General features: G+C 52.6%; 22 protein-coding genes and 1 tRNA gene. 11 read left to right on the forward strand and 12 right to left on the reverse strand.

Features of this window, described 5'->3' with window-relative positions:
- Nucleotides 1-65 precede the first annotated feature (65 nt).
- From SOM48_RS16330 to folD, 3 genes are all read right to left on the reverse strand, one after another.
- Complete coding sequence (locus SOM48_RS16330; RefSeq protein ID WP_128483459.1) at nucleotides 66-1,568, reverse strand: PTS transporter subunit EIIC; 1,503 nt, start codon at nucleotides 1,566-1,568, stop codon at nucleotides 66-68.
- A gap of 352 nt (nucleotides 1,569-1,920) precedes the next feature.
- On the reverse strand, nucleotides 1,921-2,133 hold the full coding sequence (gene ybcJ, locus SOM48_RS16335) for a ribosome-associated protein YbcJ (protein ID WP_023479056.1): 213 nt from the start codon (nucleotides 2,131-2,133) through the stop codon (nucleotides 1,921-1,923).
- A gap of 1 nt (nucleotide 2,134) precedes the next feature.
- A complete protein-coding gene (gene folD / locus SOM48_RS16340; protein WP_042717786.1) occupies nucleotides 2,135-3,001 on the reverse strand; it encodes a bifunctional methylenetetrahydrofolate dehydrogenase/methenyltetrahydrofolate cyclohydrolase FolD in 867 nt (288 codons plus the stop codon).
- 513 nt (nucleotides 3,002-3,514) lie between these two features.
- On the opposite strand from folD, the gene fimA reads away from it, so the two are divergent.
- From fimA to sfmF, 5 genes are all read left to right on the forward strand, one after another.
- A complete protein-coding gene (fimA, locus tag SOM48_RS16345) occupies nucleotides 3,515-4,069 on the forward strand; it encodes a type 1 fimbrial major subunit FimA (RefSeq protein WP_054804542.1) in 555 nt (184 codons plus the stop codon).
- Nucleotides 4,070-4,163: 94 nt separating this feature from the next.
- Nucleotides 4,164-4,850, forward strand: coding sequence for a type 1 fimbria chaperone FimC (fimC, locus tag SOM48_RS16350; protein WP_320512322.1), 687 nt, complete (start codon nucleotides 4,164-4,166; stop codon nucleotides 4,848-4,850).
- A gap of 21 nt (nucleotides 4,851-4,871) precedes the next feature.
- Nucleotides 4,872-7,397 (forward strand): outer membrane usher protein FimD, encoded by a 2,526-nt coding sequence (fimD, locus tag SOM48_RS16355; RefSeq protein WP_320512323.1) that lies wholly within the window; start codon nucleotides 4,872-4,874, stop codon nucleotides 7,395-7,397.
- A gap of 4 nt (nucleotides 7,398-7,401) precedes the next feature.
- On the forward strand, nucleotides 7,402-8,397 hold the full coding sequence (gene fimH / locus SOM48_RS16360; protein WP_054804543.1) for a type 1 fimbria D-mannose specific adhesin FimH: 996 nt from the start codon (nucleotides 7,402-7,404) through the stop codon (nucleotides 8,395-8,397).
- 9 nt (nucleotides 8,398-8,406) lie between these two features.
- Complete coding sequence (sfmF, locus tag SOM48_RS16365; protein WP_139569103.1) at nucleotides 8,407-8,907, forward strand: fimbria assembly protein; 501 nt, start codon at nucleotides 8,407-8,409, stop codon at nucleotides 8,905-8,907.
- A gap of 52 nt (nucleotides 8,908-8,959) precedes the next feature.
- On the opposite strand, the gene fimZ is transcribed toward sfmF, so the two are convergent.
- Both fimZ and fimY read right to left on the reverse strand, forming a co-directional pair.
- Nucleotides 8,960-9,592, reverse strand: a complete 633-nt coding sequence (gene fimZ, locus SOM48_RS16370) for a fimbria biosynthesis transcriptional regulator FimZ (RefSeq protein ID WP_042717797.1) — start codon at nucleotides 9,590-9,592, stop codon at nucleotides 8,960-8,962.
- Between the two features lie 612 nt (nucleotides 9,593-10,204).
- The gene (fimY, locus tag SOM48_RS16375; protein ID WP_042717839.1) at nucleotides 10,205-10,930 is read right to left on the reverse strand and encodes a fimbria biosynthesis regulator FimY; all 726 of its coding nucleotides are present in this window, start codon (nucleotides 10,928-10,930) and stop codon (nucleotides 10,205-10,207) included.
- Between the two features lie 357 nt (nucleotides 10,931-11,287).
- Here fimY and SOM48_RS16380 point away from each other — a divergent pair.
- Nucleotides 11,288-11,364: transfer RNA gene (locus SOM48_RS16380), tRNA-Arg, on the forward strand.
- A gap of 185 nt (nucleotides 11,365-11,549) precedes the next feature.
- Nucleotides 11,550-12,017 carry an Hsp20 family protein gene (locus SOM48_RS16385; protein ID WP_023479051.1) on the forward strand — a complete coding sequence of 156 codons (468 nt, stop codon included), beginning with the start codon at nucleotides 11,550-11,552 and terminating at the stop codon, nucleotides 12,015-12,017.
- Nucleotides 12,018-12,091: 74 nt separating this feature from the next.
- Here SOM48_RS16385 and SOM48_RS16390 read toward each other — a convergent pair whose 3' ends face one another.
- Nucleotides 12,092-12,325: a YnfU family zinc-binding protein gene (locus SOM48_RS16390; protein WP_308810495.1), complete on the reverse strand. Its 234-nt coding sequence runs from the start codon at nucleotides 12,323-12,325 to the stop codon at nucleotides 12,092-12,094.
- 289 nt (nucleotides 12,326-12,614) lie between these two features.
- Here SOM48_RS16390 and SOM48_RS16395 point away from each other — a divergent pair, with 289 nt between their 5' ends.
- The 3 genes from SOM48_RS16395 to SOM48_RS16405 all read left to right on the forward strand — a co-directional run bounded on the left by SOM48_RS16395 (nucleotide 12,615) and on the right by SOM48_RS16405 (nucleotide 16,527).
- Nucleotides 12,615-12,836 carry a hypothetical protein gene (locus SOM48_RS16395; protein WP_023479079.1) on the forward strand — a complete coding sequence of 74 codons (222 nt, stop codon included), beginning with the start codon at nucleotides 12,615-12,617 and terminating at the stop codon, nucleotides 12,834-12,836.
- Between the two features lie 281 nt (nucleotides 12,837-13,117).
- Nucleotides 13,118-14,521: a glycoside hydrolase family 1 protein gene (locus SOM48_RS16400; protein ID WP_313276723.1), complete on the forward strand. Its 1,404-nt coding sequence runs from the start codon at nucleotides 13,118-13,120 to the stop codon at nucleotides 14,519-14,521.
- 122 nt (nucleotides 14,522-14,643) lie between these two features.
- On the forward strand, nucleotides 14,644-16,527 hold the full coding sequence (locus tag SOM48_RS16405) for a glucose PTS transporter subunit IIA (protein WP_076769516.1): 1,884 nt from the start codon (nucleotides 14,644-14,646) through the stop codon (nucleotides 16,525-16,527).
- 148 nt (nucleotides 16,528-16,675) lie between these two features.
- On the opposite strand, the gene SOM48_RS16410 is transcribed toward SOM48_RS16405, so the two are convergent.
- Nucleotides 16,676-17,080 carry an H-NS family histone-like protein gene (locus SOM48_RS16410; protein WP_023479043.1) on the reverse strand — a complete coding sequence of 135 codons (405 nt, stop codon included), beginning with the start codon at nucleotides 17,078-17,080 and terminating at the stop codon, nucleotides 16,676-16,678.
- 860 nt (nucleotides 17,081-17,940) lie between these two features.
- Here SOM48_RS16410 and SOM48_RS16415 point away from each other — a divergent pair.
- On the forward strand, nucleotides 17,941-19,032 hold the full coding sequence (locus SOM48_RS16415) for an NADH:flavin oxidoreductase/NADH oxidase (protein WP_320512324.1): 1,092 nt from the start codon (nucleotides 17,941-17,943) through the stop codon (nucleotides 19,030-19,032).
- A 59-nt stretch (nucleotides 19,033-19,091) separates the two neighbouring features.
- On the opposite strand, the gene SOM48_RS16420 is transcribed toward SOM48_RS16415, so the two are convergent.
- From SOM48_RS16420 to SOM48_RS16440, 5 genes are all read right to left on the reverse strand, one after another.
- A complete protein-coding gene (locus SOM48_RS16420) occupies nucleotides 19,092-19,289 on the reverse strand; it encodes a hypothetical protein (protein ID WP_128483450.1) in 198 nt (65 codons plus the stop codon).
- A 117-nt stretch (nucleotides 19,290-19,406) separates the two neighbouring features.
- Nucleotides 19,407-20,339, reverse strand: coding sequence for a nucleoside recognition domain-containing protein (locus SOM48_RS16425; RefSeq protein ID WP_128483449.1), 933 nt, complete (start codon nucleotides 20,337-20,339; stop codon nucleotides 19,407-19,409).
- Between the two features lie 130 nt (nucleotides 20,340-20,469).
- Nucleotides 20,470-20,568 (reverse strand): YoaK family small membrane protein, encoded by a 99-nt coding sequence (locus SOM48_RS16430; protein ID WP_042717833.1) that lies wholly within the window; start codon nucleotides 20,566-20,568, stop codon nucleotides 20,470-20,472.
- Nucleotides 20,569-20,686: 118 nt separating this feature from the next.
- On the reverse strand, nucleotides 20,687-21,106 hold the full coding sequence (locus SOM48_RS16435) for a winged helix-turn-helix domain-containing protein (protein ID WP_288883598.1): 420 nt from the start codon (nucleotides 21,104-21,106) through the stop codon (nucleotides 20,687-20,689).
- Between the two features lie 62 nt (nucleotides 21,107-21,168).
- On the reverse strand, nucleotides 21,169-22,404 hold the full coding sequence (locus tag SOM48_RS16440) for an EAL and HDOD domain-containing protein (protein ID WP_139568064.1): 1,236 nt from the start codon (nucleotides 22,402-22,404) through the stop codon (nucleotides 21,169-21,171).
- Nucleotides 22,405-22,974 lie beyond the last annotated feature (570 nt).

Below are 22,974 nucleotides of genomic sequence, written 5' to 3' on the forward strand. Positions count from 1 at the left end.
GCTGCTCCCTGTCGTTTACGCTGTTCAGCCGGGCCTGACACGCCGGTGCGTGCCAGGCCGTTATCTTATGCTTTGCCGATCTGTGTGGACATGCTCTGGGCAATAAATTGTGCCCTTGCGCCAAAAATGACCTGGATGCCGCTGTCGCCGACAAACACCACGCCGCGCGCGCCAAGATTATTCAGCCCATCTTTATCCACTCTCTTGCTATCTGCTACTTCCAGACGCAGACGGGTGATGCAGGAGCCGACGGAGGCGATATTCTGCTCGCCGCCCAGCAGGCCAATGATTTCACCGGCCAGCTCGCTGTCGGTTTTATCATCTGCCGTCGCCGTTACGTCGGTGCGCCCCGGCGTTTTGACATCAAAACGGCGGATCACAAAGCGGAAGGTGAAGTAGTAGATCACCGCCATCGGGATACCGACAATCACTGCGTTAAGGTAGTTGGTTTGATAGCCGTTAAACGATGGCAGGATGCCGAACGACAGGTAGTCGATAAAGCCTGCGGAGAAGGATTTGGCGATGTGGGCATGCAGCAGGTACATCGACATATAGGCGAGGCCCGCCATGATGGCGTTAAAGACATAAAGGATCGGGGCCACAAAGATAAAGGTGAACTCAACCGGCTCGGTGATGCCCGTCAGGAAGCAGGTCAGCGCGGCGGAGAAGAGAATACCGAAGGCGATCTTTTTGTTGCGCGTATGCGCTTCGTGGTACATCGCCAGACAGGCCGCCGGCAGCGCAAACAGCATCAGTGGGAACTCGCCCTGCATAAACTTACCGGCGTCGTGGTAGCTGTCGCTGCTGAAGGATTTCACACCCTCTTCCAGCATTTTGAACCAGATTGTCTGATCGCCGTGGATCACCTGGCCTGCCTGAGTGGTGTAATCGCCAAACGAGTACCAGAAAGAGGGGTACCAGATATGGTGCAGGCCCAGCGGGATCAGCGCGCGTTCGACCAGACCGAAGATAAAGGTCGATGCCGCCTGGTTGTCGCCGTTGACCACTACCGACAGCGCATCGATACCGGCCTGAATATGTTGCCAGACATAGGGCAGCAGCAGACCGAGTAAGAACGAAAGAAACGCGGTGGCGATGGCGACAAAACGCTTACCGGAGAAGAAGCCAAGAAACTCGGGCAATTGCAGGGTATGGAAGCGGTTATAGCACCACGCGGCGAGGATACCGCAGATAAGGCCGCCGAAGACGCCCATCTGTAATGTCGGAATGCCGACCACCATCGCGTATTTGCCGCCCTGGGAGGCCATCTCCGGCGTAATGCCGAGCATGGTGCCGATGGTGATGTTGGTAATAAATACCGAGACCGCCGCAGAGAGGGCGGCTATGCCCGATTCCGAGGCCAGACCGACCGCAGAGCCGATGGCGAAGAGCATGGGCAGGTTGTCAAAGATAACGCCACCGGCATTCATCATTAACGGCAGGTGGAATTTATCGCCAAAGGCCAGTAACAGGCCCGCAGCGGGTAGCAGCGAGATAGGCAGCATTAAGGCGCGACCAATCATCGACAATTTAGAGAGCGATTTAACAAATCCAGATATCAGACTCATGCTGACTTCCCCCGAAGTTGCGCATTTTGCGCGTTATTTTTGTTAGTAGAACGTTTTAGTAGAACGTTCTACTTATCGTGAGATAACTCTTAAAACGCCGCAACAGAAATTTGGTGTTCAGCCAGAGGAATTGGTGATTCTTTGAGGTTGATCGGTAATTGACCGTTATCGGTGAAGGGGCATTGAGTGGGCATTGCCGGATGGCGGCTGCGCCTTATCCGGCCTACGCGGATCGGATCAGCATAGGGAGATAGTAGGCCCGATAAGCGCAGCGCCATCGGGCAGGCTCGCCGCAGAAGGAAAGCGGAGAAATCGTAGGCCCGATAAGCGCAGCGCCATCGGGCACAGGAGGTTACGCGGTGACGGTGACGCTCTGTCCGTCGAAGGTCACGGTTTGCCCGGCGACAATTTTGCAACGCTTACGCGTTTCAACTACGCCGTCGACCTTCACATAACCGTCGGCGATAACGATCTTCGCCTGCGCGCCGCTCTCGCTCCAGCCTTCCAGTTTCAGCAGATCGCACAGCTCAACGTGCGGGTGTTTACCAAGGGAAAATGTTGCCATCTTAATTGCCTTTTACATCGTGATATTCTTCACACGCCTGCAGCGTGTTCTGGATCAGGGTTGCCACGGTCATTGGACCGACGCCGCCGGGGACAGGCGTAATGTAAGCGGCACGCGCAGCGGCCTCTTCAAACACCACATCACCCACTACTTTGCCGTTTTCCAGCCGGTTGATACCGACATCGACAACAATCGCGCCCTCTTTAATCCACTCGCCGGGAATAAAGCCCGGTTTGCCCACCGCGACGATCAGCAGATCGGCGTTTTCCACATGGTGGCGCAGGTTTTTAGTAAAGCGGTGCGTTACGGTGGTGGTGCAGCCGGCCAGCAGCAGCTCCATACTCATCGGGCGGCCAACAATGTTCGACGCGCCAATCACCACGGCGTTCAGACCGAAAGTGTCGATGTTGTAACGCTCAAGTAGGGTGACGATCCCACGCGGCGTGCAGGGCCGCAGGCGCGGTGCACGCTGACACAGACGTCCGACATTGTAAGGGTGAAAGCCGTCTACGTCTTTATCGGGTGCAATACGCTCGAGCACTTTAACGTTGTCGATGCCCGCGGGCAGTGGCAGCTGTACCAGAATGCCATCGATTGCGCTGTCGGCATTAAGCTTATCAATCAGCCCCAGCAGCTCGGCTTCGCTGGTGGTTTCCGGCAAATCGTAAGAGCGGGAGATAAAACCTACCTCCTCGCACGCTTTGCGTTTACTGCCGACATAAATTTGTGAGGCCGGGTTGCTGCCAACCAAAACGACGGCCAGACCGGGCGCGCGAAAACCGGCGGCAACGCGGGCACGAACTTTTTCAGCAACCTCAGAGCGCACCTGCTGCGCAATCGTTTTACCATCAATAATTTTTGCTGCCATCAGAGAGAAGATCCATCTGTTAAATTGCCTAAAGGGGATGCGCGCTATTCTGTCAGAAGCACGCCGCGCTGTCAGTTACCGTTTGCGGATTTCACTTGCCAGCCTGGACGAGGCGAAAAGTTCTGATCATCAATTAACAAAAAAGAAACAACTCATCACCCCTAAGAAACGTAAGGTTAAGCCTGCGTCTATGCGGTATTCGCCGCTATTTCATAAGCCTCCAATAAAATATGGCAGGGCTATTTCTTAGCTCTTCTTAAGAAACCACTTAGGGGAAATGCAGCATTTGTGTCTATTTTAAAATTTGCGACAGGGATAATTTAATAGAGCAGCAAGTAATAATGATAATTACATAACTTTAATTCGTTTTGCTTGACCAGGGGGGCATACGAATGAGGAGTACTTCGTAATATTTTCACGGAAGAGAATATCTTTCGGGCAGTTAATGCCTTCAGTCATCGGCGAAATTCAACAGGATGATGAAGATCGCCAGAAGAATTATAAGGATATGATATGAACACCAGACCCATAGTTATTTCGCTTGCAGTTAGCATGATGCTGTTATCCGGTGTAGCGCAGGCCCGCGGGCCAGTCATTATTCCGGGTGGTAATATTCATTTTGAAGGTGAAATGGTACAGCTTGCCTGCGCGATTAGCGTGCAGTCAAACTCCCAGACCGTTGCCATGGGCCAATATCATACGACCTTGTTTAGCAATGTCGGTGATACGACGCCTCTGGTGCCGTTTACACTCACGGTAAATGACTGCGATCGCAGCGTTGCCACGCAGGCGTCTGTCGCTTTCGCAGGAAAGGCTGATGATGTCGATCCGACGTTGTTAGCGCTTACTGCGGGCGACAGCGGCGCCAGCGCGAAAGGGGTGGCTATTGAGATCCTCGACAGTAATTCCCAAAAGCTGAAACCCGACGGTGTAACTTACTCTGTTGCGCAAAACCTGGCGACCGGAAGCAATACGTTGCGTTTCGCCGCCCGCTATAAAGCAACCTCGGCAGAAGTAACGCCGGGTTCGGCCAATGCTGACACGATGTTTATTATGAAGTACGAATAAGGAATGGGGGACAGGAGGCTACACTCTCAGGGATGAGTTCTTGTGGACATCTGTTTATTTTGTCTTGAATATTCTTATTACAAGAAAGTTGACCATGCAGAATTTATTACGAATGGGTATTGCGGCTATATTTATTATTTCCAGTGCCGTAAATGCGGAAGGTGGGATTTCTTTAGGTGCCACGCGTGTTATATATCCGGCCGAGGCGAAACAGACTTCTCTCGCGGTGAATAATAGTGACAAGAAATCCCGTTTTTTAATTAATTCATGGGTTGAAAATGAGCAGGGGCAGAGAGTAAAAACATTTGCTGTTACCCCGCCATTATTCGTTAGTGAACCGAACAGTGAAAATACGTTACGAATTATTTATGTCGGCCCACCGCTGCCCGGCGACCGGGAGTCGCTGTTCTGGCTCAATGTCAAAGCGATCCCCTCGGTGGATAAGGAGAGCATGGCGGGCAAAAACGTACTGCATCTGGCGATTTTGTCCCGCATTAAGCTCTTTGTGCGCCCCTCAATGCTCGTCGATTCGGCAAGCGATGCCCCGGCGGCACTGAGCTTTGCGCGCGAAGGGAACGCGCTGAAGATCACCAATAATTCGCCCTACTATCTTTCGCTGGTGAATGTGCATATCAACCAGCGGAAGTTAAACAACGTCATGGTTGCGCCAAAAAATAGTACGCAGGTGGCGTTGCCGTCCGATGCCCCGGGCGATCTCACTTTTCAGACAGTCAATGACTACGGTGCCGTGACGGCAGTAAGAACGGTTAGCCTGCGTTAGACGGGCGAGTGGTAAACATTTATGACCATAAAATATCCTCCGCGCCGGTTCGCGCTCCCCATGCTGGCCGCGCTATGCCCGCTGGATCTCTATGCTGAACGCTACTTCAATCCGGCTTTCTTATCTGACGATCCCGGCTCGGTCGCTGATTTATCGCTGCTGGAAAAAGGGTTTCAGCGCCCGGGCAGTTACCGCGTCGATATCTGGCGCAACGATGAATTTATTACCACACAGGATATCCGCTTTGAGCGTGAGGCAAACAGCGCTGCTGGTGAAGCATCGGGCGGGTTAACGCCCTGTTTCTCAGAAGCGCTATTAGCGCGCCTTGGCGTCAATATGGCTGCACTCCCTGCGGTGAAGCTCCAGCGGGATCGCGACTGTATTGACATAAGCCAGGCTATCCCCGGGGCACAAACTGCCTTTACCTTTTCAACTATGCGGCTCGATATCGGCCTGCCGCAGGCCTCAATGCATCTTCACGCCCGCGACTACATCCCGCCGGAATCATGGGATGAAGGCATTCCCGCCGCGTTGTTAAATTACAGCTTTAGCGGTAACCACGGCACGCAGCGCGACAGCTATTTTGTGGCTCTGCAGAGCGGGCTAAATTATGGTCCCTGGCGGCTGCGTAACAGTGGGGCGTTGCGCAACGCAGGCACCGGCAACCGACGCTGGGAAAGCATTGCCAGCTGGCTACAGCGGACGGTTGTACCGCTGAAAAGCGAGCTGGTGATGGGGGACAGTAATACGCAGAATGCACTGTTTGATAGCATTGGTTTTCGCGGCCTGCGCCTCTTTTCAGCGGACGCTATGTACCCCGATAGCCAGCAGGGCTATGCGCCCACCGTGCGCGGCATCGCGCGAACGCCGGCGAGACTCACCATTCGCCAGAATGGCTATGTCATCTATCAAAGCACGGTTGCCGCCGGGCCTTTTACCATCACCGATCTCAATCCGACCTCCTCCAGCGGCGATCTTGACGTTGTGCTGGAGGAGAAAGATGGCAGCGAACAGCGTTATAGCGTCCCCTATTCGACGCTGCCGCTGCTACAGCGTGAAGGACGTATCAAATATGATGTGGTCGCCGGGCGTTATCGCAGCGGCAACCGTCAGTACGCTTCGCCCTTTTTTACCCAGGGAACGATGGTGGCGGGGCTGGCAAATGGCTATACCCTGTACGGTGGCACGCAGCTTGCCAGCGATTACACGGCGTTTGCCAGCGGTGCAGGCGTGAATCTGGGCAATCTGGGAGCGCTCTCACTCGATCTTACCCATGCGCGCAGCCGCCTTGCCAACGCTCGCAAAGAGCAGGGCGAGTCGCTGCGCTTTATGTATGCCAACTCCCTCAATCAACTCGGCACACACTTTCAGTTTCTGGCATGGCGCTACTCGACGCGCGGTTTTCACACGCTGGACGAGGTGGCGTATCCGGCCAGCGAAAACGCGGTCGGTGAAGTCAAACCATCAGGAGAGGGAAGCGCGAACAAAAAGCGGCGCTTGCAGGCCAATGTCACGCATAGCTTGACCGATTATGGATCGCTCTATATCTCCGGCATGCAGCAAACCTATTGGGATAAATCGCGTAGCCGACGCTGGTTGCAGCTTGGCTATGCCGATGGCTGGCGAGGGATGAGCTACGCCCTGTCGTGGTCGTGGAGCTACGCTTCCGGCGACAGGCGGGCGGAACGTATCGCAGCGCTCAATATCTCTGTTCCCTTTAGCGCCCTCGGATTGGGGGCGGGCGGCAGTGCGGCGCAAAACGTCTACGCCAGCGCCAACTTCAACCGCAGCAGCAGCGGGCAGTCCAGCTGGCAGACCGGCATTGGCGGGACACTGCTGGAGGACGGCAACCTCAGCTACAACCTCAATCAGGGGAGCAGTAATTCCCGCGGCTATAACGGCAGTGCCAATGCTCACTGGCAGGCGGCATGGGGCAGGCTTAATCTCGGCTACAACTACGATAAACAGCAGCGCGACTATAACTGGCAATTCGGTGGCGGCGCGGTAGCCCATGCCGATGGCCTCACGTTTGCCCAGCCGCTTGGCGATACCAATGTGCTGATAAAAGCGCCGGGCGCGCAGGGGGTACGTATTGAAAATCAGCCGGCAATTACTACCGACTGGCGCGGTTACGCTGTGGTGCCGTATGCCACCGTCTATCGCCAAAATCGCATTGCGCTTGATACGGCGACGCTCAGCGATCATACCGATATTGAGAATAATGTCGGCAGCGTCGTCCCCACCGAGGGCGCGTTGGTGCGCGCCAGTTTCACGACCCGTATTGGCGTGCGTGCGCTGCTTACCGTGATGCGCGGAGACCGCGCGGTTCCCTTTGGCTCGCTGGTCACTGAACGCGGCAGCGGCGTCAGCAGCATGGTGGGCGAGGAGGGACAGATCTTTTTAAGCGGATTACCGCTGCGTGGAGAGTTACTGGTGCAGTGGGGGGAGCGCGATCACGAACGCTGTTTCGCCCCGTATACCTTGCCAGAAGCCAGCCTGCAGCAGCCCATCACCCTCGCCAGTGCACACTGTGTCAGTAAAGGATAACGCGATGCGACCGATTTTTGCCGGCGTGTTATGGCTTGCGGCAACGCAGGCCTTTGCCGCCAGTTGTTACAACGCCAATGGTACACCAACCGATATTACATATGATTTGTCGAACAGCTTCGATGGCAGCAGTAACCGGCTCAATAAAGTGGTTACGCGATCGGAGAAATCAGCGTGGATCGGCGTACGGGCAATCTGCCCGGCGGGAACCCAACAAACGCATACCTACCGCAGTTACGTAACGCGTTTCCCGGTGGAATTTACTGCGCACGGTTACCACTATCTACAAATTTCCCCGCATTTGCAGGCGGCGATGCGCATCCGCGACAGCTTTGCCGGTGAATTTTATCCGCCGGGTAACTATATCCGCATGGGGCAGGAGGAGGATGTGGCGAAGCAGCGGCCATTCGGCGTGATGGACTCGCAGCTGCTGCTCAAGCTGCGGGTGACCGAGCGCTTTATGAACCAGGTAACTATCCCGCAGCAGACCCTCTTTACCGTTTACGTCACCACCGGGGTAAACGATCCGCTGATCACGCCGGTCTATACCATCAGCCTCGGCGGGGTGGTGGAAGTGCCGCAGCGCTGCGAGGTGAATGCCGGGCAGGTGGTGGAGTTTGATTTTGGTGATATTCGCGCCGCACTGTTTAGCGAGGCCGGAGCGGGGAATCGCCCACGCGGTGTGACGCCGCAAAGTCAAACGGTGTCAATCAGCTGTACCAATGTTCACGCCCGGGCGTACATCTCGGTGCGGCTCGAAGCGGAAAAGTCGGATAACCACATTCTGCTCTCAGATAATCCGGATCTGGGCTTTGTGGTCGCCAATGAGATGGGCCAGCCCTTTACGCCCAATAATATTTTCAGTGTGATCCCACTTCAGCTCGATAAGAATGCTGCGGCACAGGTCGGTATTCGTGCCTGGCCCGTCAGCGTTACCGGCAAGAAACCGGCAGAGGGGCCCTTCAGCGCCCGCGGATTTTTACGCGTGGAATATAATTAAGGAGCCGTAATGCCCCGGTTTTTACACTTTTTCTTGCTGCTCGGCTACGGGATCAATGTTGCCGCTGCGCAAAGCAACATTGAACTGCGCGCGAGGGTTATTCACGCCGGTTGTGCGGTGGAAAGCAGCGATAACCACAAAACCGTTTCGTTAGGACGCTGGCCGGTCAGGAAGTTGCAGATGGCAGGGAGTATCACCACCCCGGTCGCCTTTTCGTTGAAACTGAAGGGGTGCCCGCCGGGAAGTGTTTCGATAACCTTTTCGGGAAAAGCCGCCAGTAATCCTGCATGGCTGGCGCTCAGCGACGATAAGATGGCGCATCAGGTGGCGATCCAACTGCGCGACCACGATCTGTCGCCTTTAGATCTTGAGGCTCCCAGCCAGGCAATTAGCGTGGATTATAATGGCAATTCGCTTTTGCAGTTCTTTGCCAATTACATTGCGCTGGTGAATAACCCTACGCCTGGCATTGCTAAATCAGATGCTATGTTTACCATTAATTATTATTAAGCTTTCTTTTAACGCGAGCGTTTATAAAAGGCCGCACCTGTTGCGGCCTTTTTTATAAGAGTTCGTGGGCCTTGGCATAATCAATCAGCTCAACGATGGTATGAACGCCTAGTTTAGAGAAGATATTTGATTTATGGGCGCTGATGGTTTTGTTGCTGAGAATCAATTGTTCCGCAATCTCTTTGTTCGAGAAACCGTTAGCCAGGTAGCGTAATACCGTGACTTCGCGATTAGAGAGCGGCATATCCCGCGTTTCCCCTTTACGTTTGCCGGGGTGATTAATGTAATTGAGCGTTTCGGAAGGAAAGAAAGAGTATCCGGCAAGAATCATCTTTACCGCATTATAAATATCGTTGAGATCTTTTCTTTTACTGACGAAACCATTCGCGCCTGCGCGGATTGCACGTGCGGCATAAAACGACTCTGATTTTGAAGAGAGAAAAAGCACGTTGACGTCTTCGCGTACTGCTTTGATTTTTCTCAATAAAGTAAAGCCATCAGTCTTCGGTAATTCAATATCCAGAATAACCAGATCAACTTTATTAGCGCGAATAAAATCAAGCGCGCTGCGGCTGTCATCTGTTTTCAGAACGACTTTTACATTCTGGCTTTTCTGTAACAGAACTTCTATCGACATCCTGACGATAGGATGTTCATCCATAATAATGACGGAAGCCGGTTTCATCTTTTTTAGCCTCTGATTGTTTTTTATGCCTCGTCTACGCAGGTGTGCCACAGACGTTAAGAAGAGTAATTGCCGTTGACGTTTTCTGTGACGAAGATAATTTTCATGGGAAAACCGGTAGCATCCTGGTGTCTGCCAGACTATTTCCCCTCGCAGACTGCGAAGGGGAGAAATAATCTATTCCGTATTAACGCAAGAGAAATGGCGTGCGAGTTAATGCGCTAGATCAATTATACCTGGTAAATATGTATGGAGAGGTCTTATGAGTTAGCGTGAGTTATTTGCCGACAGGAAATCCTGAAGAATAAAAGCGCATAAAAGATATTTGAATCTATCTGTTATCAATTTTTCTTGTTTTAGTGAATTATCATTTTTACGGCGAGCAAAACAAAATAACAAACTGATTGTTTTCAGCGTGTTAAGAAGATGAATGGCACATTATTCGCAGCCTGAGTGGGCAAAGCAGTGTGGAGAGCGGATACCAGAGAAAGACAGGCGCTCTCTCTGGTTCCAGGATTTGTTTGAATTGTTATTGTCTTGTGAAAAAAGAACTGCCGAGCTGTACGTTCTTCTCCCTTTTAACCCCGAGGGCAAGATGAGGAGTGGTTTTATTCATAGCGTCTGGTGATGCCTGTTAAGGGTCAGACGATGCAGGAGATGAATAAGACTTTGTCGATCGGGAAGGCCAAGCAGCTTAAGTTGGGTATTGAGTCGGTAAACAACGCGGTGATAGGGAAGGTTGAGTTGTCGTGCGATGCGTTTCATGGTTAATCCTCGCGCCAGTGAAGAGAGAATTTTCCACTCTGTGGCCGGAAAGAGCGGAGCGTGAATACTTCTTTCAGGGGGCACCAACAGCGCCTGGCGGAACGGAACAACGGAGAGATCGCGGGCAATAACATGAAACGGGCCCGCTGCGCGCAGAAAGCTCATTTGCGCCGGATCGTCTTTTGACGTTAAGAGATAGATGTGCAGACCGCGATTACATAAATTGGGCTGCCGCAGGGTTTCAAGCGCCTCCAGCCGGGAGGTGGTCAGAGTCTCCATATCGACAATTAAGTGCGACAGATAGGGTTCGCAAAGCTGATGATTTGCCATCTCAAGCGATGGAAAGACCGCATTGCGTTTACCGGAGAAGAGGCAGCTGCGCCAGGCATAGCTCAGATAGTGATCGGTAGAGATTAGCGTCTGGCTAATCATATATTCCGGCAGTGCGAAATTGAGTTGCTGAACCAGTTGTTCCAGCGTATCGAAAAGGGGAGGCGTTGCGCCCCGGTAAGGTAGAACCCGATGTGTCGGTTTATCGCTGCGATGTTTTTCTCTACGGATACGTTTTCGCATTTTTCCCTCGCCAACGTATTTTATTATTCGGCTAAAACGCCCTGTCCATTGAGGCTTTGTCAGCAGCAAACCCACGCTGCATGTCCTGTTTTATGCCCTGTTAAGAGCAACATTTTTACAATCTGATTCATGCAGAAACAGGTACAGATACTTAAAGCCATCTGCGACATTTCCCAATAAGTGGGGCAGGGTTAAGGCGGGGACGTAGGCGTAACGCTGCATAAACTGGCGGATTGCCGGGAAAACGCGCAGGCGCGTTCACTTCGCAGGCAACCCGCCTAAAATACATTGACTCACCTGGTGCTCACCGTATAATTCCAGGCGTTTCCACCGTAAAGGCGGTGACATTCGCGCAATGCGCCCTTAGCTCAGCTGGATAGAGCAACGGCCTTCTAAGCCGTAGGTCACAGGTTCGAACCCTGTAGGGCGTACCATTTTCCCGCCGATCCCGGCATCGCGTACTCCTCTCCCCATCGCTTTTTCTGCACATTGCACAGCCGCAAAAAAAATTTTTTTACCCACTCTTGAAAAACGTGCCGATGGCATTATTTTTATTAGCGGACAAGCAAGGCTTGCCTTTAACTTGAGCTTTTGAATTCATTATTCAGGAGGTTAACTTATGGCACTCAGAACCTTGTCAGCACTCCCTGGCTTTTCAGATTCGCTTTTTGCCGATCGTTTTAACCGTATTGATTCGCTTTTTAGCCAGCTCACCGGCAACACGCCTGTGGCGGCGACGCCTGCCTACGATCTGAAAAAAGTCGATGCCAACAACTACCTGTTGCATGTCAGCGTGCCTGGCTGGAAGGAGGAGGAGCTGGAAATCGAGACGGTAGGCGGCAACCTGCATATTTCCGGTAAGCGCAGTGAAGAGGCTTCCGAGGAAGAGCAGGGGTGGATCTATAAAGGCATACGGCGCGCGGATTTCCGCCTGAGCTTCTCGCTGCCCGATCATGCCAAAGTGAGCAACGCGAAATTAGAGAGCGGCATTCTGGAGGTCTCCATTTATCAGGAGATCCCCGAGAGTGAAAAACCACGCAAAATCGCTATTGAGAATAGTCAGAAGGTGATTGAGCACCAGGCATAATTGTGACGTTTTTAATCACATGCTAAGGCCCGCCCATGCGGGCCTTATCTCTATCACCGAAGGTGATAGCACACTCAGCTTGTTGCCTGAGCGAGAGCGTTTTTATCTTGATGGAAAATTTTGCTGCAGTGCGGGCACATTAACATTGCCCCTTTCTGGACGCGGGAGAAACTGTGTTCGGAATGTTGTGAGCAGTGAGGGCAGGAACATTTTACGAGGTAGTTACGGCGGCTTTTGGCATCTTTGCGTTGTGACATAGATTTTTTCCTGATGAATGGCCGGCAACCATACACGATTCTGCTGCGCATAGCTCGATATCATTATCTTAACTAATAACTTAGCCGCTCAGGCACCTCCAGGATAAATCCCAATATTAAGCGAGGTTTTTAATATAACGCTATGATTTGAATAGCTATCATCATTAACCCCTATTAACCCTGATACTGTTTCTGCGCCGCTCTTCCCGAGCGGCTTTTTTTTTACCCCTTTAATCGGCAGGCGGCATTTTTATTCACATCTTAAAGGGATGTGATTGCATCCTGCTGCACCTGATGGTGTTATATCCGACCACTGGAAATGAAAACTGAGGAGCAAACAGTGTTAGAAGGATATTTTGATCTGGATGGCGCGACCGGTAATGACGCGCTGGAAAACAGAAAACGGTTACTGGCCGTACAGGCAGCACTGGAAATTTCGAAGGCGGCTGTCTCTGCAACAACGGCAAATTCCGGTATTCGCAGCCAGATGGATTTACGTAATGTCTCGCAGGAAGTCGCTACGCTTGCCGATGCGATTCAGGATGCGTTAGAAGCAGATTAACGCTTTAGCCCCGCATTGATGAAGCAGCCCGAATGGGCGTCTTCATCAATTTATCGTTATTTTCCTCTCCCCGTCATCCTTGATTATCATCACATTTCCCGTTTTGAGCGCTTGAGCCAGATAATGGGATTCGTTATAAAAGTCCACCCGGATCGTCATCGATAAACCGAGCGAAACCTGATCCCCTTAATACCTGCCAGGCGTTAAGGGAATCAGGTTTTTTTTCGCCTGTCGTTCGACGTTTCGCGTCGAGGCGCTATGACAACAAGGAGAGAGAAGCGATGAAAATGGTATTTCCCGACGGGTTTTTATGGGGGGGAGCGGTCGCCGCCAACCAGATCGAGGGGGCATGGAATCAGGGGGGGAAAGGTGTCTCAACCGCCGATCTGCAACCTCGGGGAATCGATGGCGAAATTGCAGTGCGCCCGGGCACAAACGGCAACCTCAAAGATATCGCCATCGATTTTTACCACCGTTACCCGCAGGACATAAAACTCTTCGCTGAAATGGGATTTACCATCCTGCGCACCTCGATTGCCTGGGCGCGAATATACCCGAACGGTGATGAAACGGAGCCGAACGAAGAGGGGCTGGCGTTCTACGATCGGCTTTTCGATGAGATGGCGCAGTATGGTATTCAGCCGCTCATCACCCTTTCACATTATGAAATGCCCTTTGGTCTGGTGAAAAAATATGACGGCTGGAGCAGCCGGCAGGTTATCGATCTTTTTGAACGTTACGCCCGCACGGTGTTTACCCGTTATCGTCATAAAGTGAAATATTGGCTCACCTTTAACGAGATCAATATGGCGCTGCACGCCCCTTTTACCGGCGCAGGTTTGATGGGAGAGCGCAGCAAACAGGAGATTTATCAGGCGCTTCATCATCAGCTGGTCGCCAGTGCGCGGGCCGTCAAAGCCTGTCATGACATTATCGAGGAGGCGAAGATTGGCTGCATGCTGTTGGGGGCGGTGCGCTACCCGATCAGCTGTAAACCAGAGGATCTTTTGCAAGCGCAGCAGGAGAACCGCGAGTGGCTTTTCTTCGGCGATGTTCAGGCGCGGGGAGAGTACCCGGCGTGGATTGCGCGCTATTTTCGTGAAAATGGCATTACGCTGCGTGTGACACCGCAGGACAGGGAAGATCTCAAAGAGACCGTCGATTTTATCTCCTTCAGCTATTACATGAGCAGCTGCGCCGCGGCCAGGCCCGATCTCTATCAACGCGGTCACGGCACGCTCCTCAAAATGATCCCCAACCCCTTTCTCTCTGCGTCGGAGTGGGGGTGGCAGATCGACCCTAAGGGTCTGCGTTTTCTGCTCAACGAACTTTACGATCGCTACCGCAAACCGCTCTTTATCGTGGAGAACGGCATTGGGGCGAAAGATGTGCCGGAGCTGAATGGCTCAATTGAGGATGACTATCGCATTCACTATCTTCATGCCCACCTGCTGGAAGTTCGCGAGGCGATTGAAGATGGCGTTGAACTGCTTGGTTACACCTGTTGGGGGCCGATAGATCTGGTCAGCGCCGGAACGGGGCAGATGTCAAAACGCTACGGCTTTATCTACGTCGATCGCGATGATGGCGGTAACGGCAGCCTGAGGCGTCAGCGCAAGAAGAGCTTTTACTGGTATCGCGATGTGATCCACAGCAACGGCGCCACGCTGAGTGAGCCGATTTAATCCATAACCCTTATTACGCTACAAACGGTCATCGCTGCATGCGATGGCCCTTTTGCTCACTCGTCAACGGACAGCGGCGACAAACGACGTTTCAGGTTGTTTGATAAAACGGAAGAAGAAGAATGAATAGCACGGTTCTGGCAGACAATATTCTGCGGATGGTGGGGGGCGAAAGTAACGTCGTAACGGTAATCCATTGCGCGACGCGCTTACGATTCACCGTTATCGATAATCGCAAAGTGAAACTGGCGGAGCTGAGGGCGCTGGATGGCGTGCTCACCGTCGTGTGTGAGGGCGATCGATTACAGGTCGTGATTGGCAATCGCGTAGCAAAAGTGTTCCACGCCCTGAGCGTGCGTTGTGGTTTAATCAGCACCGAAAAAAAGCGCGGGCAGCATGAAAGGGCGGGCTGCGCGCAACTGATGAGATGGAGCGATGGTCTGGCCGATATAACGATGCCGCTTCTGGGTGTCATGATGGCCGCTGGGATCCTGAAAGGCATTCTTATTATGTGTGTCGATGCCGGATGGTTGAACCCTGGCAGACAACGCGCCGCGACCCTGTTTGCCATTGCCGAAAGTCCTTTTAACTTTCTGCCGCTATTTCTCGCTATCCTCTGCGCGCGTAAATTTAAAGCCAATCTCTTTATTGCCGTCGCGATGGCGGGCGCTTCTCTTTCGCCGCTGGGCATGGGGATTTCGGCAGGCGGGCAGCAAGAGGCTTTTTCAGGGCTACCGTTCAGGTTGATGAATAGTAGCGGTGCGGTGATCCCGGTTATTGTCGGCGTCTGGTTAATATCGCGCATTGAGCAGGTCATCGAACGCTATGTTGACGCGGCAAAACGCGCGATAGTGACGCCCTGTTTCCTGCTGCTGATTATTGTGCCCTTAATCGTACTGCTCCTCTTTCCTGTGGGAGTGAGCATAAGCCAGGCAATTAGCGCGCTATTTAGCGCGCTTTATAACTTCAGCCCCATTTTTACCTGCGCGCTAATGGCGGCCGCCTGGCCGCTGCTGCTGATGTTAGGTCTTCACCAGGCCTTTATTGTGCTTTTTATTAATGATATTTCGGTGATGGGGCAGAGTTTTTTGCTGGCGGCGTGCGGCCCGGCAATATTTGCCTGCTCTGCTATGTTGCTGGCGGTCAATCTGCGTAGCCGTAACAGTAAATTGAAAGCGTTGACCCGTAGCGCAATTATTCCTTCGCTTTTCGGTCTCAGCGAACCGGCTATTTATGGCGTAACGTTAAAACGTAAGAAAATGTTTTTATGCGTGCTGGTGGTGGCGGCTTTTGGCGGCGCAATGGTTGGCTACGGCAAAAATTCCGCTATCGCCATGGCAATGCCTGGGCTGCTGACAATCCCGGTTTTTTATGGCGAAGGCTTTATCACGTATATTCTTGCGTGCAGTCTCGCATTTGTAGGCAGCCTGGGATTAATCCTGCTGACAGGGATTGAGGAGAGTTCGCTACCGGTGAACTGGGGCGAATCCCCGGACCGCGAAAATATAGCAGTAAGGCGTCCTCCACCTGCCGCGAAACCGGTTTCTGATATTACAGAGCAAATTATCGCCCCGGTTTCAGGTGAAGTGATCTCACTTGCCCAGGTCAATGATGGGGTCTTTTCTACTGGCAGCGTTGGGCCGGGTTTCGCAATTATTCCCGATGAAGGACGCGTTTATTCACCGGTAGATGGTTATATCGCCAGCACATATGCCAGCAGGCATGCAATACGCATCTGCTCGGACGCCGGGGCAGAGATCCTGATTCACGTCGGGATTAATACCGTACAGCTGGCGGGGAAATATTTTTGCGTCGAGGTACAAACGGGAGAGGTAGTAAAACAGGGACAACTATTAATGACATTCGACCTGCTGGCTATTGCCGCTGAGGGTTATGACACGGTAACCCCCATCATCATCACCAATAGCGAAGCCTGGCGCTCATTAGGTGCCAGCGAAAAACCGCGCTCGCGTAGCGGTGAGCGAAGCTCTGCATTATCGATATAACGTTTTGACGGCAGGGATAGCGGGAGAGCTACACAGGCGGTATTTATCACAACCCTGATAAAAACAGGCGTGAAGCCGTATTTGCAAAGGAAATGAGGGCGTTGCAGAGCAGATAAAAAAGAGGGCGATATTATTATCGCCCTGCCTTTTAGATGGAGAAGTCTTCCAGCTTTTTGCCTTCTTCCAGCGCCTTAGCGATGACTTTCGGCGTACGGCCCTGGCCGGTCCAGCTTTTTTCAGTACCGTCTTCGTCAATATACTTATATTTAGCAGGACGCGGTGCGCGAACAGATTTGGTTTTAGTCGCCTGACCTTTCAAAGAGGATAAAAGTTCGGTTGGGTCGATACCTTCATCCAGCAACTTCTGACGGAATGCCGCCAGTTTAGCTTCTTTCTCTTCCTGCTCTTTACGTAAAGAAGATTCTTCTTCGCGGCGTTCTTCTACAACCACGGACAATTTTTCAAGCATTTCTTCCAGCGTTTCGAGCGTAACTTCACGCGCCTGTACTCGCAGGGTGCGAATGTTATTTAACGATTTAAGTGCTTCTGACATGATGTCACTCCGTGTGCGGGTAAATGAAAATCGATCGGAATTAATTTTTAGTGATAAAGAGATAAAAATCAACTTAGGATTATGTGTTTTATCAAATAGCGTGAGGAAATTGCAACCCTTGATGTTAGGTAGCTCTGTTGCACTAAGAAATTTAGTAAGATCGCAGCCTGATAAAGGCAGGGTCATTTAAGGGTTATTTTTAACTTAAGCCCTGGTTGAAGCTTAAGCAGTATTAAGAAAATAGCTTATAGGTTAGAAGGACAGCGATTTCAGCGGCACTGTAGGATTACTTAAACATTGTGCGTGCGCTTTGTTCAACGACGTCGCAATAAGCGACAGAAAGTTTCACTTATATCCGCCGTAACTGAGAATATTCTCACTTAGCGGCAAAATCCCACTTTCAGATCTTTCTCCGCTGAGAAACGGCCCAGGTTAATGCGCAATAGTCAGCACTAATACTTCACGCTGCCAGACTGGTGTTATTTGCTCGCCGCCGTTTAATCACCATTGCAATAAAGATCGCTATATGATTGCACCGATGCTGAAAAAATTTCAGGTGATCTTCTGCCTTGCGCTGGCGGTTAAAAAATGACTCGCGGCAATAATAACTCTCTCTGCGGCAGGATAACGTCCTCCTGCGCATCGCGATATATGTGCTTTTATCGCAAAATTGGAAAATTATTTTCAACTTAGCTTTCATAACGTTAACCAGACCATTGATTGCCTGAATATCGTTCAGCCTGCCGCTAACGGCACATCCCGCCAAAGACAAGCTATGGTAATTGGCTGACAGTTTCTTCTCTTTACTGCGCGCAAATGCTTGCAGTTGTGCAGTAAACGAAGCCGGAAAAGGATGAGATATGAGCAAATTATTTTCAGAAGTGACGCTTGGGCGTGTGACGCTCGATAACCGTATTGTGATCGCACCGATGTGTCAGTATTCGGCTGACGAAGGTAAAGCGACCGCCTGGCATCGCATTCATCTCGGCAACCTGGCGCTCTCGGGAGCCGGTCTGCTGATTATTGAAGCGACCGCCGTTGAGCCGGAAGGGCGCATTTCGCCTGAGGATCTCGGGTTGTGGGACGATGCCACCGAAGAGGCGCTGCGCGTGGTGCTGGACGATATTCGCCGCTATTCGCCGATCAAAATCGGTATCCAGCTCGGTCACGCCGGGCGTAAAGCCTCTACCAGCGCGCCGTGGCTGGGGGGTAAGCAGCTTTCGCTGGACGAGGGCGGGTGGCAGACACTCTCCGCGTCTGCGCAGGCATATGACGAAACAGAACGCCCACCGCACGCGATGAGCAAAGCGGATCTGGCGCGCGTAAAGCAGCGTTTCGTCGACAGTGCGCTGCGCGCGGTGGAGCTTGGCATTGAGGTGATCGAGATCCATGCGGCGCATGGCTATTTGCTGCATCAATTCCTCTCTCCGCTCTCTAATGAACGCGACGATGAATATGGCGGCAGCCTTGAAAACCGCCTGCGTTACACCGTGGAAGTGTTCCGCGCGGTGCGCGAAGCGGTCCCGGCTTCCGTTGTGGTCGGGCTCCGCCTGTCGGCTACCGACTGGGTGGAGGGGGGCTGGGATATCGAGCAATCCGCAGCGCTCACCGCGCAGATTGAAGCGGCCGGCGGCGACTATGTGCACGTCTCCAGCGGCGGACTCTCTCCGTTACAGCAGATCAGCGTAAAAGCGGGTTACCAGGTGCCGTTTGCCAAAGCGCTGCGCGAAAGGACAAAGATGCCGGTTATCGCCGTAGGGCTGATCACCGAAGCAGAGCAGGCGGAAGCGGTTCTGCAACAAGGCGAGGCGGATCTGGTGGCGCTGGCACGCGGCATGCTTTATGACCCGCGCTGGCCGTGGCACGCAGCCGCAAAACTGGGTGGTGCCGTTAATATTGCGCCGCAGTATCAGCGCGCGGAGCCGCACGGTGTGAAAGGTACGGTGAAATAGAAACAAACAGGCGAGTTTGCCACTGTGACAAACTCGCCTGTTGTGATTAATGGGCGTGGCTACACGCCTTTACTGATCAGTTCCGCGGCTTTGAGAAACACCTCTTCCTCAACGCCAATTCCCCGATCCCGCCCTTGCCGCTCAATTTCACGCACAATATTGTCCCGATTGAGAGGCTCGCGCGCCGCAACCAGGCCAATCACCGCTGCACCAATGGCTAATCCAATGAGTCCCGTGTGCTCATCATTGAACTTCATACCCTGTCCTCCCTTCTTGCCCCTCCCAAAAATAGCACAACCTGCTTCATTTGTAGCCAGCCTGCCAGCAAGGGGGAAAAGAGGACGTTTTTAACTGCTCGCGTTTACGGGACAGATTTAAAACAGCATCGCGTGCAGCAGCGTGCGCAGCAGAATACCCACAATCGCGCCCGCAAGCGCGAAGCGGAAGAGGCGTACAAAACGGCTGGCGATACCGAGAAAAATTCCGATCCCCGGCAGATCGAGGGTTTGCACCAGAAAGCCTGCCGAGGCGTTAATCTGCGCCGCTGTCAGCTGCCCGTGCTGTGCCATTTCGGATGCAACGCCAAAGTAAGCAGTACCGCCGGCCAGACACTTGGTCAGCGTCAGCAACACGTAGACCGTTGAGATGTGAAAGAAAGACATCAGCGGCGTCAGTAGCGACGTCAGCGCTTCCACCACGCCCGCTGCTTTTAATATGCCGACCACCGTCAGCGACAGCAGCAGCATCGGCAGTGAGCCAAGCGATAAGCGAATCGCATCCGCCCCCGCGCCGTTAATCACCGCAATCAGCCCGGCACGCGGCTTCTCCTGCGCAAGCTCGCCCTCTTCGTCACGCAGCGTGGCGCTGGAGAGCCTGCGCCCGGCAAGGTAGTAGGTAAACGACGAAGCCGCCAGCCCGCCAATCAGCGAAATGCCAATCGCTGCGCCCCAGTGCAGACCAAAGGGGGTGAGAGGGTAGAAGACATTGGCCTGGCCCATGGCAAAAACCATGGCCAGCGTGGCGGCGAGATGACGATCGGAGGTTCCGCGTCGCTCCATAATCGCCAGCGCGGCGAGCGGAGCAGCAAAGCTGACAAAGTTAAGCTGAATAAGGGCAAAAATGCCCATCCCGCTAATACCAAAAGGTTTGAGAGCCGGGGAGGTGAGGCGGACAATCGCGTCCAGTACGCCCTTCTCCTCGAGGTACTTCATAATGATGAGCATCACCACCATGATCGGCAGCAGGGTATAAAGGGCAACATCTACGGATACCCGACCCGCCGACATGATGATTTCGATGATATTCATTAACTGCTCCGGTGAACTTGCGTGCCCGGCATTCTACACCCGCAAAAAGGCGAGCAGGATCACAAATTAAAGTGGTTGAATGGCAAATGATGCGCTGTATTGAATAACGCAGCCGGGAGACCTCTTAATATTAAACGCCCGGTGTAGCGTAGCCGCCCACAATAAACCAGGTCAGAAATGCCACGGCGACAATAAATACCAGCACGGGAAACGCGATACCAATTCTCATAAAGCCTCATTCAGTTTTGCCAGCAGGGGGAGTGGAGGGCGCCGCATCGCCTGCGGCGGCACAACGTTAGCATAATTGGCCGGATAAGGCGGATAAAAATAGGGGGCTTCGTCAGCCATTAACGCGTTACGCCCGCATGTGAGGCGTGTTCACCGGCGGCAAAAAAGGTCTGGCGGCAGTAGAGTTGCAGCACTTTCTCTTCGGGGATCAGGTAGCCTTTACCCTCGACGCGCAGAATAAAATCCTCAGGCAGATCAAACGCTGCCAGTTTACGCTTCAGGTTATTCATCACCTGCCACAGCCGCTGGCTGGAGCAGCTCAGGCCATTGTTTTCCCACACCTGCGTTTGCAGCGTTCTGTCTGCCACCACACGACCGACGGCGTGCGTCAGCAGAAAGTGAAGCAGGTTTGCCATGGTAGTGCGTAAATAGTCAGCCTTACCCGGCGAAGCGTAGTTAATCAGGCGTTTTTTAAACGGCAGATATTCCACCTCATGATCGTTGCCGAGGCGGTAGCCATATACCGAGAGTGATTCCATCGTGTTCGTCCAAAGGGATGCGTTCTGCTAATTACATCGGCCTTTTGACGCAGAAACTAAAATTAGCGGCGGGTTGAGGGGATTGCCTGCGTCCATTCGGTCGCGGTTTTGACCAGCTCCGCCACCGTGCCGCGATGAAAACCGAGGCGATGGCCCAGCGCGCTCACCTCTTCCCACTGATGGTTTTCATACAGCTCAATCAGGCGCAAATAGGGATAGAGCGGCCCTTTTTGCGCTTTCAGCGCCATCATCACATTGTCGGAAATATCAATCTGGCCAATCAGATCGGCCATCGGCATTTCAAAAATGCTGTCGAGTTGCGAAAAAAGACCGACGATAAAGGCATCATCCGCCGAGTGGCGCGTAATAGAGTGTGACGAGGCAAGCTCGCAGAATTTGGCGCGGATCAGGCTCTGCTGATAGATCTCGCCAATCTCCTCTTTATTTACCGAGGTCAGGCAGGAGACCAGCACGAAGCGGCGCAGCTCATTGGCACCGAGATAAAAAATAATATCTTTTAACGACTGGCTGCGGACGTTTTTAATTCCGCGCGCGTTAAAGACAATATTTTGCGCATAGCGCATCAGCTTGAAGGAGAGGGCGAGATCCTGTTTTAACAGCGCCTCGATGCGGGCAAAATCGGGCTTATCGGCATTCACCTCTTTCATTAGCCTGAGGGTGATTGCCTGGTTCTGGATCAGTTTATTCGCCGCATGGATCACCGGGCGGCTGAAGAAGTGGCCCTGAAAAAGGGTGCAGCCGAGGTTTTTGTAGCACTCATACTCCTGCTGGGTCTCCACCTTTTCGGCGAGAAACAGCGTGTCATGCAGTAAATGTGCTTTGCCCTGAATATAACCGCCGATCTCTTCCGGCGTATTATTGCGCACGTCGAATTTAATAATGTGAATAAAGGGCAGGAAGTCGTTCCATACATCACCGAGCGCAAAATCATCCAGCGCAATGCGAAAACCCTGCGCGGAGAGTTTTTTAATGCTTTCAAGCAGCAGCGGCGTGGGCTCGGCGGTTTCGAGGATCTCAACGATCACCCGATCTTTCGGCAGCGTTTCCGCCATTCCCTGTACCAGCAGTTCATAGGGGAAGTTGACGAAAATCGCACTGTACTCTTTTAACCGCCCCAGCGGTGCGCCAAGAAACTGTTCAACAATAATTTGCGCAGTGGCGTACTCCGGTGTGACGTCAGGAAACCGGTTGGTCATACTGTCCCTGAACAGCAACTCGTAGCCGACTGTGTTCATATTTGCATCAAAAATCGCCTGGCGGGCGACAAAAGAGAACATTCGATACTCCACTCACAGATGCCTGCAAATTATAGAAACGTCGGTGGCGCGCAAACCTGAACCGGGCGAACCTTTGCTATTTTTCCAGCGCCTGAAAGGCAAGCCTGGACGAAAACCGCAAAGACGCAAGTCGGATAGGGGAAAGGCGGTATCTTTTGTAGACTTCTGCAGAATTTAAGTCAAATTCCGCAGTGCAAAATAATATCTGCTGCTGCATTTTCAGGCAACTAAAGCAAAAAGTAAGCACACTTGCGGCGATCGTGCTGAGAGAGAGGCTTTAGCCGGGCCATCATTATTACGCCGGTAAACAGGTTGACGACTGAGTGAAAAAACGTCGTGACGCTCATCACACCAGGAGATGAACAGCAGCAAGAAAGTATGATCGATATCATATATTCACGTACAGGTATTATTTTCCTCTTGTTAGGAATTTTCCGATGGCTTATTGTGAATTCACCCCAGCAAAGAGCTAACACCACCTCAGAGTGAGTGCCGGAGATAAGCGCCGGGCGGGGTATAACAGTGTCAGATATTCAACATCCAGGTAATCAGTAATAAAAGGCCCCGCCA

Source organism: Kosakonia sp. CFBP8986 (assembly GCF_034044935.1).
GTDB lineage: Bacteria > Pseudomonadota > Gammaproteobacteria > Enterobacterales > Enterobacteriaceae > Kosakonia > Kosakonia cowanii.

Excerpts from the sequence above, each read along its gene's own strand:
- SOM48_RS16405 (WP_076769516.1), top strand. The coding sequence starts at position 14,644 with ATGAATAGCACGGTTCTGGCAGACAATATTCTGCGGATGGTGGGGGGC.
- fimZ (WP_042717797.1), bottom strand. The coding sequence starts at position 9,592 with ATGAAACCGGCTTCCGTCATTATTATGGATGAACATCCTATCGTCAGG.
- SOM48_RS16415 (WP_320512324.1), top strand. The coding sequence starts at position 17,941 with ATGAGCAAATTATTTTCAGAAGTGACGCTTGGGCGTGTGACGCTCGAT.
- fimC (WP_320512322.1), top strand. The coding sequence starts at position 4,164 with ATGCAGAATTTATTACGAATGGGTATTGCGGCTATATTTATTATTTCC.
- fimD (WP_320512323.1), top strand. The coding sequence starts at position 4,872 with ATGACCATAAAATATCCTCCGCGCCGGTTCGCGCTCCCCATGCTGGCC.
- SOM48_RS16400 (WP_313276723.1), top strand. The coding sequence starts at position 13,118 with ATGAAAATGGTATTTCCCGACGGGTTTTTATGGGGGGGAGCGGTCGCC.
- SOM48_RS16430 (WP_042717833.1), bottom strand. The coding sequence starts at position 20,568 with ATGAGAATTGGTATCGCGTTTCCCGTGCTGGTATTTATTGTCGCCGTG.
- ybcJ (WP_023479056.1), bottom strand. The coding sequence starts at position 2,133 with ATGGCAACATTTTCCCTTGGTAAACACCCGCACGTTGAGCTGTGCGAT.
- SOM48_RS16420 (WP_128483450.1), bottom strand. The coding sequence starts at position 19,289 with ATGAAGTTCAATGATGAGCACACGGGACTCATTGGATTAGCCATTGGT.
- SOM48_RS16385 (WP_023479051.1), top strand. The coding sequence starts at position 11,550 with ATGGCACTCAGAACCTTGTCAGCACTCCCTGGCTTTTCAGATTCGCTT.
- SOM48_RS16440 (WP_139568064.1), bottom strand. The coding sequence starts at position 22,404 with ATGTTCTCTTTTGTCGCCCGCCAGGCGATTTTTGATGCAAATATGAAC.
- SOM48_RS16425 (WP_128483449.1), bottom strand. The coding sequence starts at position 20,339 with ATGAATATCATCGAAATCATCATGTCGGCGGGTCGGGTATCCGTAGAT.
- folD (WP_042717786.1), bottom strand. The coding sequence starts at position 3,001 with ATGGCAGCAAAAATTATTGATGGTAAAACGATTGCGCAGCAGGTGCGC.
- sfmF (WP_139569103.1), top strand. The coding sequence starts at position 8,407 with ATGCCCCGGTTTTTACACTTTTTCTTGCTGCTCGGCTACGGGATCAAT.
- SOM48_RS16390 (WP_308810495.1), bottom strand. The coding sequence starts at position 12,325 with ATGCGCAGCAGAATCGTGTATGGTTGCCGGCCATTCATCAGGAAAAAA.
- SOM48_RS16435 (WP_288883598.1), bottom strand. The coding sequence starts at position 21,106 with ATGGAATCACTCTCGGTATATGGCTACCGCCTCGGCAACGATCATGAG.
- fimH (WP_054804543.1), top strand. The coding sequence starts at position 7,402 with ATGCGACCGATTTTTGCCGGCGTGTTATGGCTTGCGGCAACGCAGGCC.
- fimA (WP_054804542.1), top strand. The coding sequence starts at position 3,515 with ATGAACACCAGACCCATAGTTATTTCGCTTGCAGTTAGCATGATGCTG.
- SOM48_RS16330 (WP_128483459.1), bottom strand. The coding sequence starts at position 1,568 with ATGAGTCTGATATCTGGATTTGTTAAATCGCTCTCTAAATTGTCGATG.
- SOM48_RS16410 (WP_023479043.1), bottom strand. The coding sequence starts at position 17,080 with ATGTCAGAAGCACTTAAATCGTTAAATAACATTCGCACCCTGCGAGTA.
- fimY (WP_042717839.1), bottom strand. The coding sequence starts at position 10,930 with ATGCGAAAACGTATCCGTAGAGAAAAACATCGCAGCGATAAACCGACA.